This is a genomic window from Microbacterium sp. zg-Y625 (genome assembly GCF_030246925.1).
Classification (GTDB): domain Bacteria; phylum Actinomycetota; class Actinomycetes; order Actinomycetales; family Microbacteriaceae; genus Microbacterium; species Microbacterium jiangjiandongii.
Window position 1 is genome coordinate 1,092,580 of record NZ_CP126740.1, and the last position, 17,782, is coordinate 1,110,361.

The window sequence follows — 17,782 nt, forward strand, 5'->3', positions numbered from 1 at the left end:
GGGGTGCGGACGTTCAGGCGCCCGCACCCCGGGTTGTGATGGTCTGGTCGGTCAGATCGCGTCGCGGGGGTCCGTCAGGTCGCGACCGGCGACCTCCGGCATCCAGATCGACGCGATGAGCGTGCACAGCGTGAAGAACATCAGCATGATGATGATCGGGATGAACGATCCGGTGACGGCGGAGACCCAGGCGGCCGCGATGACGGGGCCGGCACCGGTTGCGACGATGGCGCCGATCTCACGCGCCATCGCCGTGTAGGTGTAGCGGTTCCGTGCGCCGAAGATCTCCGGAATGGTCAGGTTCTCGAGCGACGCGAAGCTCATCACGGCGAGGTTGTGCAGCACGACGTAGCCCACGAAGACCTGCGTGGTCTCTCCGCTGCTGATCATGAGCATGGTCGGGATGATGACGATCAGCGCGACGACCGCCCAGATCATGTACATGCGCTTGCGGCCGAAGCGGTCGCCGAGCCAGCCCGACAGTGGCACGGTGATGAAGGCGACGAGCGACGAGACGATGACGGCGTTGACGCCGATCGAGCGGTCCAGCAGGAGCACCACGGTGATGTAGCTGATGAGGTACGTCTGGATCATGCCGGAGTTCCCGGCCTGGCCGAAGCGCAGCATCAGCGCGATGATGAAGGCCTTGATGGGCTTGTGCTGCATCGCCTCCAGCGTGCGGACGTCACCGGTCTCGGTGGCGAGCTGGAGCGCGTCCGCCTTGGAGAGCGCCCTGCCGTCGACGACGTCGTCACGCTCCTCGAAGACCGGGGTCTCCTTGAGGTTGAAGCGCACCCAGAGAGCGAAGAGCATGATGACCGCGCTGGCGATGAAGGGGATTCGCCATGCCCACTCGATGACTTCCTCCTCGCTGTACGCGATCAGCAGGATGGCCCAGATGCCCGAGGCCAGGAGGGTGCCGCAGTTGGTGCCGAGGGCGACGAGAGAGGCGATGATGCCGCGGCGTTTCGCGGGGGCGTACTCGGCGAGCATGACGCCGGCTCCAGAGATCTCCGCGCCGGCGCCGAAGCCCTGCGCGATGCGCAGCAGCACGAGGAGGATCGGCGCGAGGATGCCCACCTGCGAGTAGGTCGGGAGTACGCCGATGAGCGTGGTCGCGAGACCCATCAGCAGGATCGTGTAGAAGAGGACCCTGGCGCGGCCGGTCTTGTCACCGAGGCGGGCGAAGAAGAACGCGCCGACAGGGCGTGCCACGTAGCCGACGCCGTAGGTGGCCATCGCGGCGACCACTGCCACGGCCGGGTTCTCCGCGGAGAAGAAGAGGTCGGCGAAGACGAGCGCGGCGGCCAGCGAGTACAGCTGGTAGTCCATGAACTCGAGGGCAGTGCCGAGCCAGCCGGAGACGGCGGCGCGCACGAGGTCGCGGACCGACCTCTTCGCTGCGGGATCGGCGGCCGTGACCGTCGTTTGCGATTCGGACATGGGAGGTACTCCTTCGGACCAGGAAACGGTATGGGTGTGACGGTGTGACGGGAGCGGCGGGCCGCTGGATAGTGGTGATTGCTAGAGGGAGAGAAGCACTTTGGCGGAGGCGGACGAGTCGCGGGCGGTCTCGAACGCGCTGACGGCATCGGATGCCGGGATGACGTGCGACACGACGGGGTCGAGGGCATCTGACTCCGCGAGCATCCGCACGGCGTCGTCGATCTCCGTCGAGAAGCGGAACGCACCGCGGATCGTGAGCTCTTTCGCCAGCATCGGCGCGAGGTTCACGCCGACGTCGGCGTTCGGGAGCATCCCGACCTGGACGACCGTGCCGGCGCGGCGTGCCGCGCGCACGGCCTGGGTGAGCGCGGCGCCCACGCCGGAGCATTCGAAGACGACGTCGTACGACTCGTTCTCGATCGTGTCGCGCCCGACGAGGGAGACCTCCGTCGCGCCCAGCGCCTGCGCGCGTTCGAGCGGTTCGGGGCGCACGTCGCTCGCGCCGACGACCCCGGCGCCGGCGTGCACGGCAGCCGCGACGACGAGCAGGCCGATGGGGCCCGCGCCGATGACGAGCACGCGCCGGCCGGTGAGGTCACCCGCGAGACTCACGGCGTGCAGCGCGACGGCGAGCGGCTCGGCGAGCGCGGCGCGCTCAAGGGGCAGGGTGTCGGGCAGCACCCGCACCATGTGGTCCTCGACGATGAGCAGTTCGGATGCCCCGCCCTGGCGGTGCGGGTTCGCCGCGGCGCTGCCGAGGTAGTCGCCGCCGGGACGCAGGTGCGGGCGGTCCTCGAGGCCGGGTGCAGAGGCACCGTAGCGCGCGGGGTGCACAGTGACCGGAGTGCCGGGCGCGAGGCGTCCGGACGGGTCGAGGTCGACGACGCCGGAGAGCTCGTGACCGGGGGTCAGTGGCTCGCGGATCGTGTACTCGCCGTTGGCGCCGTGGAAGTAGTAGTGCAGGTCGGATCCGCAGATGCCCACGAAAGCGACGCGCAGCCGCACCTCGCCGTCGCGGGGCTCGGGGACCTCGCGGTCCTCCCAGCGGATGTCTTCCTTGCTGTGGATGACGAGCGATTTCATCGTCGTCCCCCCTTCGTGGTGAGTGCGGACGACGTCCCGGACGATGCCGAAACCGCATCGGTGATGGCGGCATCCACTCCGCGGGTGCGGATCATGTCGACGAGCTCGCCGACCCGGGCGATGAACGCGTCCTGGTGGGCGAGGGCGGTGCCGAAGAGCTGCAGGTCGGTGATCACGCGGAGGGCGAGTTCTCCGCCATCGCGCACGGTGGCCGAGAAAGCGGCGAGGCGTTCGCGCGCCGAGTCGGTCATTGCGGCCGCTTCGATGCCGGGATCGAATCCGGGCAGCGGGGCGAGGCAGGAGAGGTAGCCGGCGACGGTGAGCGCGATCAGGTGCGGCATCTCGCCGCGCCCGAGTGCCTGCAGCGCGGGCTCAGGGATGCGCTGGCGGAGCTTCACCGAGCCGTCGGAGCCGACCTGACTGGTGCGGTGACCAAGGGCGCTGTTTCCCCAACGCTCGAAGAGCTGGCCCTCGTACTCACGGATGTCGACACCGGTGGGCACCTCGACCGACGGCTCGTACTCGCGGCGCATGACGGAGCGCGCGGCATCCTCGATCCCGCCCAGGCCGATGGCCTCGGGGATCGTCGCGACGCCGCGGAGAGCGCCGAGGTACGCGATGAGCGAGTGGGTGCCGTTGAGCAGGCGCACCTTCATCTGCTCGTAACGGCCGACCTCGTCGGTGAAGACGGCACCACCCGCCTCCCACGCGGGGCGTCCGGCGGCGAACCGGTCCTCGATGGCCCACATCGAGAACGGCTCGCCCGGCACGGGGATCTCGTCTCGGGCGCCGAGGAGCGTGCCGACCTCGTTGCGCAGCTGCGGCGTCGTGGCAGGGACGATGCGGTCGACCATGCTCGAGGGGAACGTCACGGCGCGGTCGAGGAAAGCGAGGGCATCGGATGCCTCGCCGCCGGGCAGCGCCTGGAGGAACTCGCGCACGAGCTTCTCGGTGTGCTTGCCGTTGGCCGCGAGGTTGTCGCAGCTGAGCACCGAGAGCGGCTCGCCCGCGCCGGCCGCCCGAGCCTGCAGCCCACGGGCGAGCTGTCCGATGGTCGACCGGGGTGCGCCGCCGGCGAGGTCTGCGCGGACCGACGGGTCGTCGAGGTCGAGGTGCTCAGTCGAGGCGGAGTAGCTGTATCCGTTCTCCGTGACGGTGAGGGTCACGATGCGGATGGCCGGATCGGCGATGTGCGCAACGACCCGCTCGGGCTGGTCGGCCGCGACGAAGGCATCGCTGTGCACGCCGGGGATCGCGAGCGTCGTGCCGGCGGGGGAGATGGTGGCGACGGAGTAGAGGAAATCCTGCGCGCGCAGCGCCTCGACGACCGTGCGGGAGCGGGAGGCGACCCCCACGATTCCCCAGCTGCCGCCCTCCTTCTGCAGGGCAGCGGCGGTGTACATCGCCTGGTGCGCCCGGTGGAAGCTGCCGAGACCGAGATGGAGGATGCCGGCGCCCGCGGGGTTGACCAGCGGAGCGGTGGCCGCAGGGGTGGTGCGGCTCAGCATCCGGAGATCGGCGTTGATCGTCATGAAAAACAGTGTGAATCAGTTGTACAAACTTGTCAAGCTGTTTCAGTGATGGCGCGATGTCCTAGGATTGCGGCGAGGCGGGGGGTGAACGTGGCAGCGACACTGACGGACGTGGCACGCCGCGCGGGGGTGTCGATCGCCACCGCGTCGCGTGCGTTCGGCGAGCCGGAGCGCCTCGCTGCCGCCACGCGCGAGCGCGTCATGGAGGCAGCGGCCGACCTCGGCTATGCCAACCCGCAGGCGGGCACCGCCACCCGCACGTTCGGCGTGATCGTGCCGGACGTGGCCAACCCCGTCTACGGCAAGCTTCTCAAGGCCATCGAGAGCCAGGCGTGGCACGGACGCCACCGCATCGTGCTGTTCGACGCCGATGAGGACCTCCGCCGCGAGCGCGAGCAGATCGAACAGGCTCGTCGGCTCGACGGCATGCTGCTGTGTTCGCCCCGCCTGCCCGACGCCGAGGTCATCGCCCTCATCGGCACCAGCCCTGCAGTCATCATCAATCGGCAGATCGACGGCGTCCCCTGCGTGATCATGGACGCCGTGCACGGTCCCAGTCAGGCCATCGAGCACCTCGTCGCCCTCGGGCACGAGCACATCGCCTACGCCTCGGGCCCGCAAGGGTCATGGGCCGACGCCCGCCGTTTCGACACCATCGCCGCGGCGTGCGAACACCACGGCATCCGTCTCACCCGCCTCAGCCACCACGCCGCGTCGATTCAGGGCGGGCGCGCCGCTGCCGCACTCGCGGCAGCGAGCGGGGCCACGGCCGTCGTCGCATACAACGACCTCGTCGCCCTGGGGCTCGAGGCGGGGATGCTGGAACTGGGGCGCTCCTGCCCCGACGACATCAGCCTCGTGGGCATCGACGACATCGACCTCGCCGGGGCGGTCACCCCGGCACTCACCACGGTGCAGATGCCCATCGAGCGCAGCGGCGCCCTCGCCGTCGACCTGCTGCTGCAGGCGATCGCCGGCACCGTGATCGGCGACGTCGTGACGCTCGGCTCGCAGCTGATCGTCCGGGCGTCGACCGGGGTTGCGCGGGCAGCCTAGCGCGCGTCTCCGCGCTGGGCGGTTATGCGGGTGAAATCGCTGCGGTGTCGGGGGCCCGTGAGAGAGTCGGCCCCATGACATCGAGGGTGCTTGTCAGCGAAGCCAATCGGGAGCGCAACCGGCCGTGGAGCGTATTGGGCGTTCCTTCCAGCGCGGCCGCCCACTGGGCCGGGCTGGACAAGGGCCCGGGTGCCCTGCGCTCGGCCGGGCTGATGGAGGCGCTCCACCGGGGACCAGTCGCGGTGCGGGACTGCGGTGACCAACCGGAGGCCCTGTGGGCACCCCTTCGCCAGGCCGACAGGCCGAACAATGCCGACGCGGTGCTCGAGGTGCTGGTGAACGCGCGTACTCGTATTGTCGAGCTTCTGGAGGAAGGCGCGCGACCTCTCATCATCGGAGGGGAGTGCACACTCGCCATCGCGATGGTGAGTGCGTTCGTCACTGCGGGGCGCGATGTCGGGATGATCTGGGTTGACGGCGGGCAGGATCTCGCAATCCCTGCCGATCACCCCGACGAACCCATCCTCGACTCCATGGGAGTCGCGCACATGCTCGACCTGCCTGGCACCGACGACGCCATCGCCGGCATCGGCCCACGGCGACCGCTGTTGCGAGACTCCGATGTCGTCTTCCTGGGCTTGACCGACGACGAAGAGGACGTGCACGGGCAGGTGGGCAGCGTGCGCATCCCGGGGTCGATCGTGTCCGCCGATCCGGCGGCGGCGGCGCGCCGCGCCATCGCCGGGCTGAGCAACGATCATGTCGTGGTCCACATCGATGTCGACGTGCTGGACTTCCTCCAGGTACCCGCGGCCGACGTACCCTCCTACGGTCGTGGGCTCTCACTCCGCGACCTCACCGAATTGCTCCGCGTCCTCCTCCAAGAGCCACGGTGCGCCGGCGCGCTGCTCGTGGAATACAACCCCGACCACGACCCAGAACGTGTCGCGGCGAAGGCGCTCGTGAGCATGCTGCAAGCGGCGTTGGCATGACTGCCGCGTGATCCGATAGACCGTCGTCAGGCCGTGGCGCAGCGCGCGGCCGCCCCACCGAGTCGTGCAGGAGAGGCGCGCGCAGGAATCCTGCCCCTGCTAGACCTCAGCGGCGAACGACGCGGTGCGAAGCTGCAGCTCTTCGATCCGTCGCTGGCGGGCCGCTTCGAGGTCGTACCCCTCGTAGGCGAGCGGGGGAGTGCGGCGCACGTTCCGCGAGCATTGGAACTCCTCGCAGACCAGCGTGCCAATCGTGTTGCCGTTGCGCCCCGCCTTGCCCGAGCGCTTGGCGCTGAAGAACACCACGCTGTTCGGGAGGGTGACGTCGTTGCACCACGCGCACTGGGCGCGCGAGCGCGGTGACGTCGTGGCCTGCTGCAGCAGGATGCCGATGAGGTCGCCGTCCAACGACGGCACCACGGCATACGCGCGCCGGCCGATCTTCGGGTCGCGCCAGCCCAGGTAATCCAGTCGATCCCAGTCGAGCGTCTCGAAACCGGCGGGAAGGGTGAGGTCGCTGACCTCCTTGCGAGAGGCGTTGACGAAGGACGCGCGGAGGGTCTTCTCGGTGATGGGGAGCATGGTTTCGCTTTCGGTGATGCCCGGGCGCGTCATGCGCGCCGCACGGGCGTAGGCGTTAAGGGGTCGGTGATGGCGGCCGCGTCAGAAGACGCGACCGGGGGCATCACGCCCTGATGCCGGCGATACGGGCGCCGACCACCTCCGGGAAGCTCACCCGCCAAGCCTACGCTTCGGCATCAAGGCAAGGCGCTTGACCCTGTGGCGACCACACGGTCTTGACTCGACGTGTCGACGTCGTCCGGCCGTTTCGGCGGTCGATCCCAAGAGGGGAGTTTGACCATGACAACTCGAAGACAGCGAGTGGCGATCGTCACCGGCGCGGGAAGCGCTCACGGAATCGGGTTCGCGTCAGCGCGTCTTCTCGGGCTCGCCGGAAACCAGGTGGTGATCACATCGACGACGGATCGCATCTTCGAGCGCGTCGCAGAATTGCGCGACGCAGGCATCCGAGCGGAAGGGGTGGTCGCCGACCTCACCGATCAGGGCGGCGCGGACGCGGTCGTCGCGTGTGCGCGGGATCTGTTCGGTGGAGTGGACATCCTCGTCAACAACGCCGGGATGACGGCCGTGTCCGACTCGTACGCGCCGCGCGGGATCGGCAGAACGGTCCTCGGCCACTGGCACGCCTCGCTCGATCGGAACCTGACCACGACGTTCCTGATGACCCGCGCCGTGACGGGCCCCATGCAGGCCGCCGGCTACGGGCGCGTGGTCAACGTGTCCTCGGTGTCGGGCCCCGTCGCCGCATACCGGGGCGACGTCGCCTACCACGCGGCGAAGGCCGGGATCGTGGGACTGACGCGCGCGGCGGCGATCGATATGGCCGCGGCCGGCATCACGGTGAACGCTGTCGCTCCGGGGTGGATCGACACGGCATCCGCCTCCGATCAGGAACGGCGTATGGGCGCGGCCACACCCGTCGGCCGATCCGGCACCGCAGACGAGGTGGCGTACGTGATCGCGTTTCTCGCAGGCGAAGGCGCGTCTTACATCACCGGACAGCTCATCACGATCGACGGCGCCAACTCCATCGCCGAGGAGCGCGGTCGATGAGCCCTCCCGGCGGAGGCCTCTCTCATGCGGTGGCATGGGACCCCGGCGTCCGGCAGATGCGAGCCGTCGATCGGTTACGTGCGCAAGAAGGAATCCGCGAGGCACGGCTTCTGCCGTTGAGGTATGCGCGGATGGCATCCTCCCCCTGGGCGTACCTGCGCGGCGCCGCAGCCGTGATGGCCGCTGATCTCGCCGCTGCGCCGCATTCGGGACTCACAGTGCAGATGTGCGGCGACGCGCACATCCTCAATTTCGGGCTGTGGGCCTCGCCGGAGCGGAGCCTGCTGTTCGACGCGCGCGATTTCGACGAAACTCTCCCGGGGCCATTCGAATGGGATCTGAAGCGCCTCGTCGCCAGCGTGCACGTGCTCGCCGACTCGGAGCGACTCGGCGGCACCTGCGGTGAGGATGCCGCATCCGCAGTCCTGACGGGATACCGCAAGGCGATGCGACGGTACGCCCGCATGGGAGAGCTCGACGTCTGGTATGACCAGGTCACGGCCGATGTGCCGCTGAAGGGACTGACCTCGGACTCCGCTCATGCCGCAGCGCGCGCCATAGAGAAGCAGTCGCGCAAGCAGACCCACCACGGCGCGGCGAAGAAGCTGGTCACCGAAGAGAACGGACAGCACAGGATCCTCCTCGAGCCGATGAAGCGGATCGACGAGGGGATGAGCGAGGAAGAGCGCATCCGTGCCTATCGGCAGGTCTATGACACGTACCTCGCCTCCATCCCGCCCCATCTGCGTCGGCTCATCGATCGGTTCACCCGCAGCGACTCGGTCCGGCAGATCGTCGGCGTCGGGAGCGTCGGAATGCGCGTCTGGCTGCATCTTCTGGAGGGTGACAGCGGGCGTCAGCCGCTGTTCCTGCAGGCGAAGCAGGCCGCCGCCTCGGTGTACGAGGAGTTCCTCGGCCCGAGTGAGTTCTCGAACCACGGCGAGCGGGTCGTCGTGGGTCAGCGCCTCATGCAGTCCGCCGCCGACATCTTCCTCGGCCACATGCGCGTCGACGGCATGGACTATTACGTGCGTCAGTACCGCGACATGAAGATCATCCCCAAGGGAGCCGAGATCGCGGCGTACCTGCCTCAGTTCGCCAAGGCCTGCGGTCGCACGCTGGCGAAGGCGCACGCCCGCAGCGGTGACCCCGCGGCGATCGCCGCGTACATCGGACGAGGAGCCGCTTTCGAAGAAGAGATCCTCCGCTTTGCGCGCGCGTACGCGGACCAGACTCATGCGGATCACGCCGAACTCCTCACCGCGATCGCTGCAGGTGAGCTGAAGGCCGAGGAAGGAGTGGGGTGAGATGCCCGCGCACCGTGATCGTCGCAGGCGGAGATGGCCGTGGGTCCTCAGCGGCGTCACCGCGTTGCTCGCGACCGCCGCCGTGATGCTCGCCATCGTCTTCCAGTTCGGGTTGCCCTGGTGGACGGGCGACGCCGACCACAACCACGTCTATGTGTCGTCGGATGGTGCCCATCAGCACTACCAGGTGCACGTCCCCCCGCAGCACGACGGCTCCACTCAGCTGCCGGTGATGATGGCCATTCACGGGTGCGGCATGACGGGATTCGGGTGGAATTCGATGAAGGCATCCACTCAGTTCAACGCCCTCGCCGATCGCGAAGGCTTCATCGTCGTGTATCCGACCCAGCGGCCCTTCGAGAACACGCTCAACTGCTGGAACTCCGCGGATCCGCGCAATCAGATCCGAGGAGCGGGGGAGCCGGCGCTCCTGGCCGGCGTGGCGCAAGAGGTCGTGGAGACCTACGGCGCCGACCCGGACAGGATCCACGTCTCGGGGGCGTCATCGGGTGCGGGGACGGCGGTCATCCTCGGTGTCACCTACCCGGATGTGTTCGCGACAGTCACCTCCGTCGCCGGAGGTGAATACGGACTCGACCGGGTAGATCCCGATGATCCGGACGCCACCCCGCCCACCACCACCGGCCGACTGGCCTGGGAGCAGATGGGCGACAGGGCCCGGCAGGTCCCCCTGCTCATCGTGCAGGGAGGCCGGGACGAGGTCGTGCCGTCTCTCGTCGGCGAACGATTGGTCGAACACTGGATCGCCCTGCACGACCTCGTCGACGACGGTCTGGACAACGACAGCCTCGACCTCGTCGCCGAGACCGTGACACACCCTCCCGCCGGCGAGCAGTACGGCTACGAGCAGACCAGATTGCGCACATCCGAGGGCGACGCGCTCATCGAGTACGTCTTCTCGGAGGAGCTGGCCCACGTGTGGTCCACCCCGGGCAGCGAGGGGATCTTCACCGACGCCGCGGGTCCGGATGCCACTCGCATGGCTTGGAGCTTCGCCGAGCTCCACGACAACCGGTGACGACGGAGCCTCGCTGTCCCCGAAAACCGCACAACCCAAACCTGAAGGAATGATCTGTCATGGCCACTGTCGCTGGGAACATCGTGAAGACGTTGCACGCCAACGGGATCGACCGTGTGTACGGTCTTCCGGGGGATTCGTTGAATGCGTTCACGGATGCGCTTCGCAAGGACGGCACGATCCGATGGCTGCACGTGCGGCACGAGGAGTCTGCGGCGTTCGCAGCGGCTGCGGATGCTGCGCTGACGGGTCAATTGGCAGTCGTCGCGGCATCGTGCGGGCCCGGCAACCTGCACCTCATCAACGGTCTGTTCGACGCCAACCGTTCGCGTGTTCCCGTGCTCGCCATCGCTGCGCACATCCCGACGGCGCAGATCGGCACGGGGTACTTTCAGGAGACGCATCCACAGGAGCTGTTTCGGGAGTGCAGCGTCTACGTCGAGTACGTCGCCGACCCCCAGCAGATGCCGCGGCTGCTCGAGATCGCGATGCGTGCGGCGATCGAGCAGCGCGGAGTCGCCGTGCTGGTCATTCCCGGGGACGTCGCCCTCGCCGAGGTCGGCGACAACCGTGCCGTCGTGATCGAGCGATCGCATCCGGTGATCGTGCCCAGCGATGCCGAGCTCGACAAGGCCGCGGCGCTGTTGAACGCCGCGCGGAAGGTCACGATCCTCGCCGGCGCGGGCGTGGAGGGCGCGCATGATGAGGTCGTCGCTCTCGCCGACCGGCTGGCCGCACCGATCGTGCATGCCCTTCGGGGCAAAGAGTTCATCGAGTACGACAATCCGTTCGATGTGGGGATGACGGGTCTGCTCGGGTTCGCTTCCGGATACCGTGCCATGGAGGGCGCAGATGCTCTGCTCGTGCTCGGCAGCGACTTCCCGTACGAGCAGTTCTACCCCGAGCGCGCCACGACCATCCAGGTCGACATCCGCGGGTCGCAGCTGGGTAGACGGCATCCGCTCGACCTCGGCCTCGTCGGCGACGCCGGCGCGACCGCTGCGGCGCTCCTCCCGCGACTCGCCGTGCGCGATGATCGGGGACACCTGGACGATGCCACCGCCCATTACCGGAAGACACGGGCGAAGCTCGACGAATTGGCCGTGCCGGCGAAGAGCACGCGTCCCATTCATCCGCAGTACCTCACCCGCTTGCTGAACGAGCAGGCCGCCGACGACGCGATCTTCACCGCGGACGTCGGCTCGCCGACCGTCTGGGCCGCGCGTTATCTGTCCATGACGGAGGGGCGGCGCCTGATCGGCTCGTTCACGCACGGGTCGATGGCAAATGCGCTGCTCCACGGGATCGGCGCGCAGGTCGCGCATCCGGACCGACAGGTCGTTGCGCTTGCCGGCGATGGCGGACTCGCGATGATGCTCGGGGAACTGCTCACCCTCACCCAGAACGCGCTGCCGGTGAAGACGATCGTGGTGAACAACTCCTCCCTGAACTTCATCGAGCTGGAGATGAAGGCGGCCGGATTCGTCACCTACGGGACAGGGCTCAACAACCCCAGCTTCGCCGCGATCGCCGAGGCGATGGGAATCTTCGCGCGTCGCGTGGAGCGCAGCGAGGACCTTCCGGGTGCCCTGCGCGAGGTCCTCGACCACGACGGGCCTGCCCTGCTCGACGTCGTCACCGAACGGCAGGAGCTCTCCATGCCGCCCGCAATCGAGGCCGCACAGGTCAAAGGGTTCGCGCTCTACGCGATCCGCACCGTCATGTCGGGCCGCGGCGACGAGCTGCTCGATCTCGCCAAGGCGAACTGGCGCCAGCTCTTCTGAACCCGGAGGGGAATCGGAGGCTCTGCATGTGTCGGAGGTCGCCCGGCTTTATGCAGAGAGACGCTCCGTGCACAGCATCGCCTTTGGGTGATCAATTCACGCCGGGTCACGTGACAAGCGCCGACATCGCGTGACATAGTTGTCACGTGGTGGCGTCAATGATGGCGTGACACACCTTGACCCTTGGGGGCGCGGTGAGTGAATCGACAGGTGACCTGACCGGATCGCGAGAACAGCAGCCCGAGTTGAGAGGCGGGGCCGGCACCGTGAGAGCGAGGGAGCGCTGGCCGAGTCGATCGTTCCGGTGGCTGTGGGCCGCGTCAGCGACGTCGCTACTGGGCTCCGAGATCGGCGAGCTGGCTTTGCCTCTTCTCGCGTTGCTGACGCTCGACGCGAGTGCGGGCGAGCTCGCCGTCGTGCGTGTGGCTCAGTACGCGCCGTTCCTCGTCCTCACTCTGGCGCTTGGTGTGGTGGTCGACCGCATGCGGCGCAAGAGGCTGCTCATCGCCGCCGACCTCGCACGCGGAGTGGTCCTCACAGCGATCGTGATCGCCGCGCTGACCCTTCCACTGCCGATCTGGATGCTGGCCGTCGCGGTCTTCGTGATCGGCACGTGCACCGTCTTGGCGCAGCTCGCCGACTTCTCGCTGCTTCCCGCGGTCGTGCCGAACGACCGGCTCACCGATGCCAACGCGCGCCTGACGTCGACCCAGTCGGCCATGTCGATCGCCGGCAGTGGGGTAGGCGGCGTGATCGTCCAGACGCTGACCGCGCCGATCGCACTCGCCGCCAACGCGGCCACCTACCTCTTCTCCGCTCTCTTCCTCACGCGCGTCACCGCGGTCGAGCGTGCGCGGAACGAAGCGGTCGATCGAGTCTCCCCGTGGCTCGAGGCGAGGGCCGGACTCGCCTTTCTCCGTCGCAACCGGGTCGTGCGCGACCTGGCGCTGGAAGCCGCGACCTGGAACTTCGCCAGCGAGATCCTGCTGCTCGGCCTGACGCTGCACGTCACGCAGCAGTACGACCTCGGTCCGGCGATCCTCGGCGGCCTGCTCATGACGTCGGGTGCGGGCGCCGTGCTCGGCGCGCTGGTCAGCGCAAGAGCGACCCGACGATTCGGTTACGGACGATCCCTCATCGCCGCATCGATCGTGGGAAACTCCGCCCCGCTCGCACTGATCTTCACCGCGGCGGCGCCCTCGGCCGCCGCCCTCGCGGTGGCGGGTGTCGCGCTTGCGTTGAGCGGATTCGGCGTCGGCCTCGCCGGAGCCCAGGCGGTCACCGTCCGCCAGCTCGCGACTCCCGACGACATCCGCGGACGGGTCAACGCCGCCTACCGGTTCCTCAGCTGGGGAATGATCGCGATCGGCGCCATCGCCGCCGGATTCGTCGCCACGGCCGGGGGACCAGCCGTCGCCATCGTCGTCGGAGCAGTCGGCACCACGCTCGCCATAGGGTGGATCCTCTGGTCCCCGGTGCGCAAGCTCCGCGGACTCGACGACGCGGTGGAGGCGCGGTGACGCATCACCGCCCCCCATCCGCCTCGTCCGGTGCAACGCGTTACGCTCTGACTACCGGTGACAGGAGGTGGAGCTCGATGGCAGCGCCGAAGACCGCGGAGGTGCACCCTCTGCCCCTCCCGCTCCTCGTGCACATCGTCAACGAGTGGGGCGATGCTCCCCGGACCGAAGCGCACGAGGGCAACGAGCCGTATCCGACGGCCGAGAGCCTCCGTGCACAGAGCCCTCCGTTCTGGGCGCATTTTCCGCCCTTCGACGAGCGCACCCTCGTGGAGACGGCCAACCTGGTCCATCCGATCTTCGCGGCATCCTCGGGTCGAGAGTGTGCCGATCGTCTCAACGAACTCATCTCCGAGGCGCAGATGTCACCGGCGCTGGCCTCTGAGGCCTGGGCGGTGCAGGAGGTCTGGCACACCGCTCGCCGCGATCGGGCGCTGCTGGCCGGCGCCACGCTGTCGTTGATCGACCACCTTCGCCACGAACCGGATGCCAGCAGGCTCGGTGTCTGCGAGGGCGACGCATGTGCCGACGTGTACGTCGACCAGTCGCCGGCAGGACGCCGCCAGTATTGCTCGCTGACCTGCCAGAACCGAAACCGCACACGCGCGTATCGGGCTCACCGTCGCGCGGCGGCGCAAAGCTGAGCGACGCCCCTCCGGCAGGCTGCGGAAGACACCGTTCGCCGTACGGCTGGGCGCCGAACCGCCCCGATGAAGCGGCTCAGGCCGCTCGTCCCTGATCGAGCGTCAGAACCCGCCGCGCCAATCGCGGATGATCTCCACCACGTCGTCGAGGTTCGACTCCAGGAGGAAGTGGCCCGCGTCGAGCAGTTCGACGCGGGCGTTCGGAACATCCTGGCGGAAGGCTTCGGCCCCGGCGGCGCCGAAGATCTCGTCGTTGCGGCCCCACACGGCGAGCACGGGCACCTGCGTCTCGCGCAGCCACTCGTGGAGGCGGGGGTAGAGCTCGCGGTTGGTCGAGTAGTCGCCGAAGAGGTGCAGCTGGGCTCCGTCCACCCCGGGCCGGCTCAGGAGGGCGATGTCGTGCTCCCAGGCATCCGGGTCGATCGTCGTGGGGTCGGGCACCCCGTGTGTGTACTGCCATTCGACGGCTGCGCGCTCGAGCGCCGGGCGGAGCGCGCTCTTGTTCTCGGGAGAGGGGTCGGCCGCGTACGCCCAGATGGGCGCCCAGAAGTCGTCGACGAAACCCTCTTCGTAGGCGTTGCCGTTCTGCGAGATGACGCCCTCGACCGCGGCGGGATGCCGCAGCGCGAGACGCCACGCGATGGGTGCGCCGTAGTCCTGCACATAGACCGTGTACCGAGTGACGCCGACCTGCTCGAGGAACCGGGCGGTGACGTCGGCGAGGGCGTCGAAGGTATAGGGGAAGTCGTCCACGGACGGAGCCGACGATCGCCCGAAGCCGATGTGGTCGGGCGCGATGACGCGGTATCGGTCGGCCAGGGCGGGAATGAGGTGACGGAACATGTGCGAACTCGTGGGGTACCCGTGCAGCAGGAGAAGCACGGGGGCGTCGGCGGGGCCCGCTTCGCGGTAGAAGACGTCGAGGCCGTCGACGATGAGGGTGCGGTGGTGGACGGAAGGCATGGTTCCCCCTGGGGATCGGTGCGGATTCAGCGGCGAGCGAGTGGTGCAGCCCTGAGGGAAGTCAAAGCCCTGTTCCTGCAACCGGGTCAAGCGGCGGGCTGCCGTCGGTCAACCCCGGACGACGGCCGGCTGCGGGCGGCCGGTCAGAGCGCGCACGGCGTCGCGCCCCGCTCGGTTCGCGCCGACGGTGGACTGTGAGGGGCCGAACCCGATGAGATGCACACGGGGTTCGGCGGCGACCTGCGTGCCTCGCATCTCGATCCCGCCCCGGGCGTTGCGCAGCCCCAGCGGGTCGAGGTGAGCGAGGGCGGGGCGGAATCCTGTTGCCCAGAGGATCGTGTCGACGGGGGTGAGGGTGCCGTCTGGCTCTCGCATGCCTGCCGGTTCGATTCGCGTGAACATCGGCCGTCGCATGAGCACACCGCGTCGCTTCGCGGCGAGTGCGTAGGGGGTCCACAAGAGACCCGTGTAGGAGACGACGCTGCCGGTGAGGTTTCCTGCTTCGATGTCTGCCGTGACTTTCGAGATGACCTCACGCCCCTCCACCTCGGGCGTGAAGCCGCCGTCGCGGAAGACCGGTTCCCGGCGCGTGTACCAGAACACCTCCGCGACTCGCGAGATCTCTTCGAGCTGCTGGACGGCTGAGATCCCCCCTCCGACGATCGCGACCCGCTCGCCCGCGAAGTCGCGCAGCGTCGTGTAGTCGCGGGTGTGGAGCTGGCGTCCCCCGAAAGTCTCCTGCCCGGGATAGGAGGGGAGCGTCGGATTGGTCCAGGTTCCGGTCGCGTTGATGATCGCACGGGTGCTCCACGTCCCGGCGCTGGAATGGACCAGGAGTCGACCGTCGGGGTCGTCATCGGCGCGCGTGACCGAAATCACGGTGACGGGCCGGAGGATCGGCAGCTGCGCGTGCTGCTCGAACGCGGAGAAGTACGCGGGCACTGCGTCCCGTGCCGGTGCAGCCGGGTCGGGAGGCGCCTGCCGAAATCCCGGGAGGTCGAAGATGCCGTTGACGGTGGCCATCGTCAGGGATTGCCACCGGTGCAGCCACGCACCACCCGGCAGCTCCTCGGCATCGAGCATCACGAAGGTGCGCTCCGCGTCGGGGCCGGTGAGCGCACTGGTGAACCCACGCCGACTCAGATGGAAGCCGGCCGACAATCCCGCCTGTCCGCCACCGATCACGACCACGTCGGTTCGGCGGACTGATTCTTCTCCCACTGCTGCGTCCTTCTGTCGGGGGCGGCGCGATCCGTCAGCCAGTCGCGGTCTTCAACGCGTCGGCGTTCTCGAGCGCCCACGTGCGGAAGTACTTCAGGTCGGGGTTGAGATGGCGCAGCGCGGTGAGGTCGCGGGCGCCGGTGAACTCGTTCTCGAAGTCGCCGTAGTACTGGAACATGTTCGCCACCTCTTCGGCAGCCGGGATCGGCGCCGCGCGGAAGACGTCGTACGGAATGCTGTCGAACCGGACGCGCTCGCCGATGACCTCGCCGATGATGTCCGCGTACTGGCTGCCGGTGAGGTGGTCGCCGGCAAGATTCACGGTCTTCCCGACGTACGCGTCTCCGGCGGCGAGGAGGGCAAGCACCGTGCGGCCGATGTCGTCGACGTCCACCCCGGCGAGCCGCTTCTGCGCCTCGAAGGGCAGGGCGAGCACAAGCTCACCGTCCTCGCCCCGGCGGGGAGCGAACCCGTCGATGAAGCCCTGGTAGAAGAAGGTCGTGTTCAGGAACGTCGTGGGGACGCCCGCCTCGGTGAACAGGCGATTCCCCTCGCCCTTCGCGTCGAAGTGGGGCACGTTGTAGGCATCCTGCAGGACGGGCATGCGGGGGTCGCTGACCGGCAGCAGGTCCCGGGTGTCCTCCAGGGTGGACCACACGACATGGGACAGCATCGCGGATGCCGCCGCGGCGGCGAGGTTGGCGATCTGATCCTTCTCCTGCGCGGCGGACCCGTGCTCCCAGAAGTTCGTGACGAGGAACGCGCCGTGGGCTCCCGCGAAGGCGGCGTCCAACGTCGACGGGTCGGCGAAGTCCGCCCGGACGACCTGCGCGCCTCGATCGGCGAGGGCCTTGGCGGCGGGAGACTGCGGGTCCCGCGTGAGGGCGCGGACCGCGAAGCGCTGCTGCGGGTCTTCCAGGAGGGCCGTGGCCGCACCTCCGCCCTGCGCCCCGGTGGCGCCGGCGACGACGATGATCGGCTTGCTGGTCATGAGGCTTCTCCTATCGAGAGGTCCGAATGGTTCGTGCTGGCGGGGGTGGGGTGGGCGTCGAGGCCCAGGTGACCGCGCAGCGCGGCCGCGGCCTCACCCAGGTGGGCGAGTTGCTCGGGTGTGAACGCGTCGACGAAGAGCTCTTTGATCGCGCGCAGGTGGGGAAGCGTGCTGGCACGGAAAGCGCGGGCGCCCTCATCGGTGAGGCACACGCGCGATCCGCGGGCGTCCTCCGCGCAGGGTTCGCGGCGCACCAGGCGTCGGTTCTCCATTCGCCCCAGGTGTCCGGAGAGTCGGCTGCGCTCCCATTCGATCTGGGCGGCGAGTTCCGAGGCGCGCAACGCCTTGCCCTCCGCCTCGCTCAGCGCGAGGAGCACTTTGTAGTCGCCGCTGGACAGTCCCGAGTTCTGCTGCAGCCTCGCCTCGATGCGAGAGCGCACGATCAGGAAGGTCTCGATGTGCGCCCGCCAGATCGCGAGTTCTTCGCTCGTCGGCAGGTCGTGACGTGTCGATGTTCCCATCACCGCTCCTCAGTAGTTGACATGTGAACAATATGCCGCGATGATTCA

Annotated in this window: 16 protein-coding genes; 8 read left to right on the top strand and 8 right to left on the bottom strand. The window is 68.5% G+C overall.

Annotated features, from left to right (window positions below; genetic code table 11):
* Window positions 1-51 precede the first annotated feature (51 nt).
* The 3 genes from QNO14_RS04885 to QNO14_RS04895 form a co-directional block, all read right to left on the bottom strand.
* Complete coding sequence (locus QNO14_RS04885; protein ID WP_257505771.1) at window positions 52-1,443, bottom strand: MFS transporter; 1,392 nt, start codon at window positions 1,441-1,443, stop codon at window positions 52-54.
* A gap of 81 nt (window positions 1,444-1,524) precedes the next feature.
* Window positions 1,525-2,529, bottom strand: coding sequence for an L-idonate 5-dehydrogenase (locus QNO14_RS04890; protein WP_257505772.1), 1,005 nt, complete (start codon window positions 2,527-2,529; stop codon window positions 1,525-1,527).
* Window positions 2,526-4,061: a mannitol dehydrogenase family protein gene (locus QNO14_RS04895; RefSeq protein WP_257505773.1), complete on the bottom strand. Its 1,536-nt coding sequence runs from the start codon at window positions 4,059-4,061 to the stop codon at window positions 2,526-2,528. The genes QNO14_RS04890 and QNO14_RS04895 overlap by 4 nt, the downstream gene beginning before the upstream one ends.
* Before the next feature lie 111 nt (window positions 4,062-4,172).
* On the opposite strand from QNO14_RS04895, the gene QNO14_RS04900 reads away from it, so the two are divergent.
* A complete protein-coding gene (locus QNO14_RS04900) occupies window positions 4,173-5,117 on the top strand; it encodes a LacI family DNA-binding transcriptional regulator (RefSeq protein ID WP_257495887.1) in 945 nt (314 codons plus the stop codon).
* Between the two features lie 74 nt (window positions 5,118-5,191).
* Window positions 5,192-6,109: an arginase family protein gene (locus tag QNO14_RS04905; RefSeq protein ID WP_257505774.1), complete on the top strand. Its 918-nt coding sequence runs from the start codon at window positions 5,192-5,194 to the stop codon at window positions 6,107-6,109.
* A 99-nt stretch (window positions 6,110-6,208) separates the two neighbouring features.
* On the opposite strand, the gene QNO14_RS04910 is transcribed toward QNO14_RS04905, so the two are convergent.
* The gene (locus QNO14_RS04910) at window positions 6,209-6,691 is read right to left on the bottom strand and encodes an FBP domain-containing protein (RefSeq protein ID WP_257505775.1); all 483 of its coding nucleotides are present in this window, start codon (window positions 6,689-6,691) and stop codon (window positions 6,209-6,211) included.
* A 279-nt stretch (window positions 6,692-6,970) separates the two neighbouring features.
* Between QNO14_RS04910 and QNO14_RS04915 the strand changes: the two genes are divergently transcribed.
* The 6 genes from QNO14_RS04915 to QNO14_RS04940 all read left to right on the top strand — a co-directional run bounded on the left by QNO14_RS04915 (window position 6,971) and on the right by QNO14_RS04940 (window position 14,038).
* On the top strand, window positions 6,971-7,744 hold the full coding sequence (locus QNO14_RS04915; protein WP_257505776.1) for an SDR family NAD(P)-dependent oxidoreductase: 774 nt from the start codon (window positions 6,971-6,973) through the stop codon (window positions 7,742-7,744).
* A gap of 56 nt (window positions 7,745-7,800) precedes the next feature.
* Window positions 7,801-9,051, top strand: coding sequence for a DUF2252 domain-containing protein (locus tag QNO14_RS04920; protein ID WP_257506054.1), 1,251 nt, complete (start codon window positions 7,801-7,803; stop codon window positions 9,049-9,051).
* Between the two features lies 1 nt (window position 9,052).
* Window positions 9,053-10,090, top strand: coding sequence for an extracellular catalytic domain type 1 short-chain-length polyhydroxyalkanoate depolymerase (locus tag QNO14_RS04925; RefSeq protein WP_257495891.1), 1,038 nt, complete (start codon window positions 9,053-9,055; stop codon window positions 10,088-10,090).
* 59 nt (window positions 10,091-10,149) lie between these two features.
* Window positions 10,150-11,874: a ubiquinone-dependent pyruvate dehydrogenase gene (gene poxB / locus QNO14_RS04930; protein WP_257505777.1), complete on the top strand. Its 1,725-nt coding sequence runs from the start codon at window positions 10,150-10,152 to the stop codon at window positions 11,872-11,874.
* Between the two features lie 266 nt (window positions 11,875-12,140).
* Window positions 12,141-13,394 carry an MFS transporter gene (locus QNO14_RS04935; protein WP_257505778.1) on the top strand — a complete coding sequence of 418 codons (1,254 nt, stop codon included), beginning with the start codon at window positions 12,141-12,143 and terminating at the stop codon, window positions 13,392-13,394.
* Window positions 13,395-13,522: 128 nt separating this feature from the next.
* Window positions 13,523-14,038 carry a CGNR zinc finger domain-containing protein gene (locus tag QNO14_RS04940; RefSeq protein WP_257505779.1) on the top strand — a complete coding sequence of 172 codons (516 nt, stop codon included), beginning with the start codon at window positions 13,523-13,525 and terminating at the stop codon, window positions 14,036-14,038.
* A gap of 102 nt (window positions 14,039-14,140) precedes the next feature.
* Here QNO14_RS04940 and QNO14_RS04945 read toward each other — a convergent pair whose 3' ends face one another.
* From QNO14_RS04945 to QNO14_RS04960, 4 genes are all read right to left on the bottom strand, one after another.
* On the bottom strand, window positions 14,141-15,001 hold the full coding sequence (locus QNO14_RS04945) for an alpha/beta fold hydrolase (RefSeq protein ID WP_257505780.1): 861 nt from the start codon (window positions 14,999-15,001) through the stop codon (window positions 14,141-14,143).
* A 108-nt stretch (window positions 15,002-15,109) separates the two neighbouring features.
* The gene (locus QNO14_RS04950; RefSeq protein ID WP_257505781.1) at window positions 15,110-16,222 is read right to left on the bottom strand and encodes an NAD(P)/FAD-dependent oxidoreductase; all 1,113 of its coding nucleotides are present in this window, start codon (window positions 16,220-16,222) and stop codon (window positions 15,110-15,112) included.
* Between the two features lie 34 nt (window positions 16,223-16,256).
* Window positions 16,257-17,213, bottom strand: coding sequence for an NmrA family NAD(P)-binding protein (locus QNO14_RS04955; protein WP_257505782.1), 957 nt, complete (start codon window positions 17,211-17,213; stop codon window positions 16,257-16,259).
* Window positions 17,210-17,734, bottom strand: a complete 525-nt coding sequence (locus QNO14_RS04960; RefSeq protein ID WP_257495898.1) for a MarR family winged helix-turn-helix transcriptional regulator — start codon at window positions 17,732-17,734, stop codon at window positions 17,210-17,212. Before QNO14_RS04960 ends, QNO14_RS04955 begins: the two co-directional genes overlap by 4 nt.
* Window positions 17,735-17,782 lie beyond the last annotated feature (48 nt).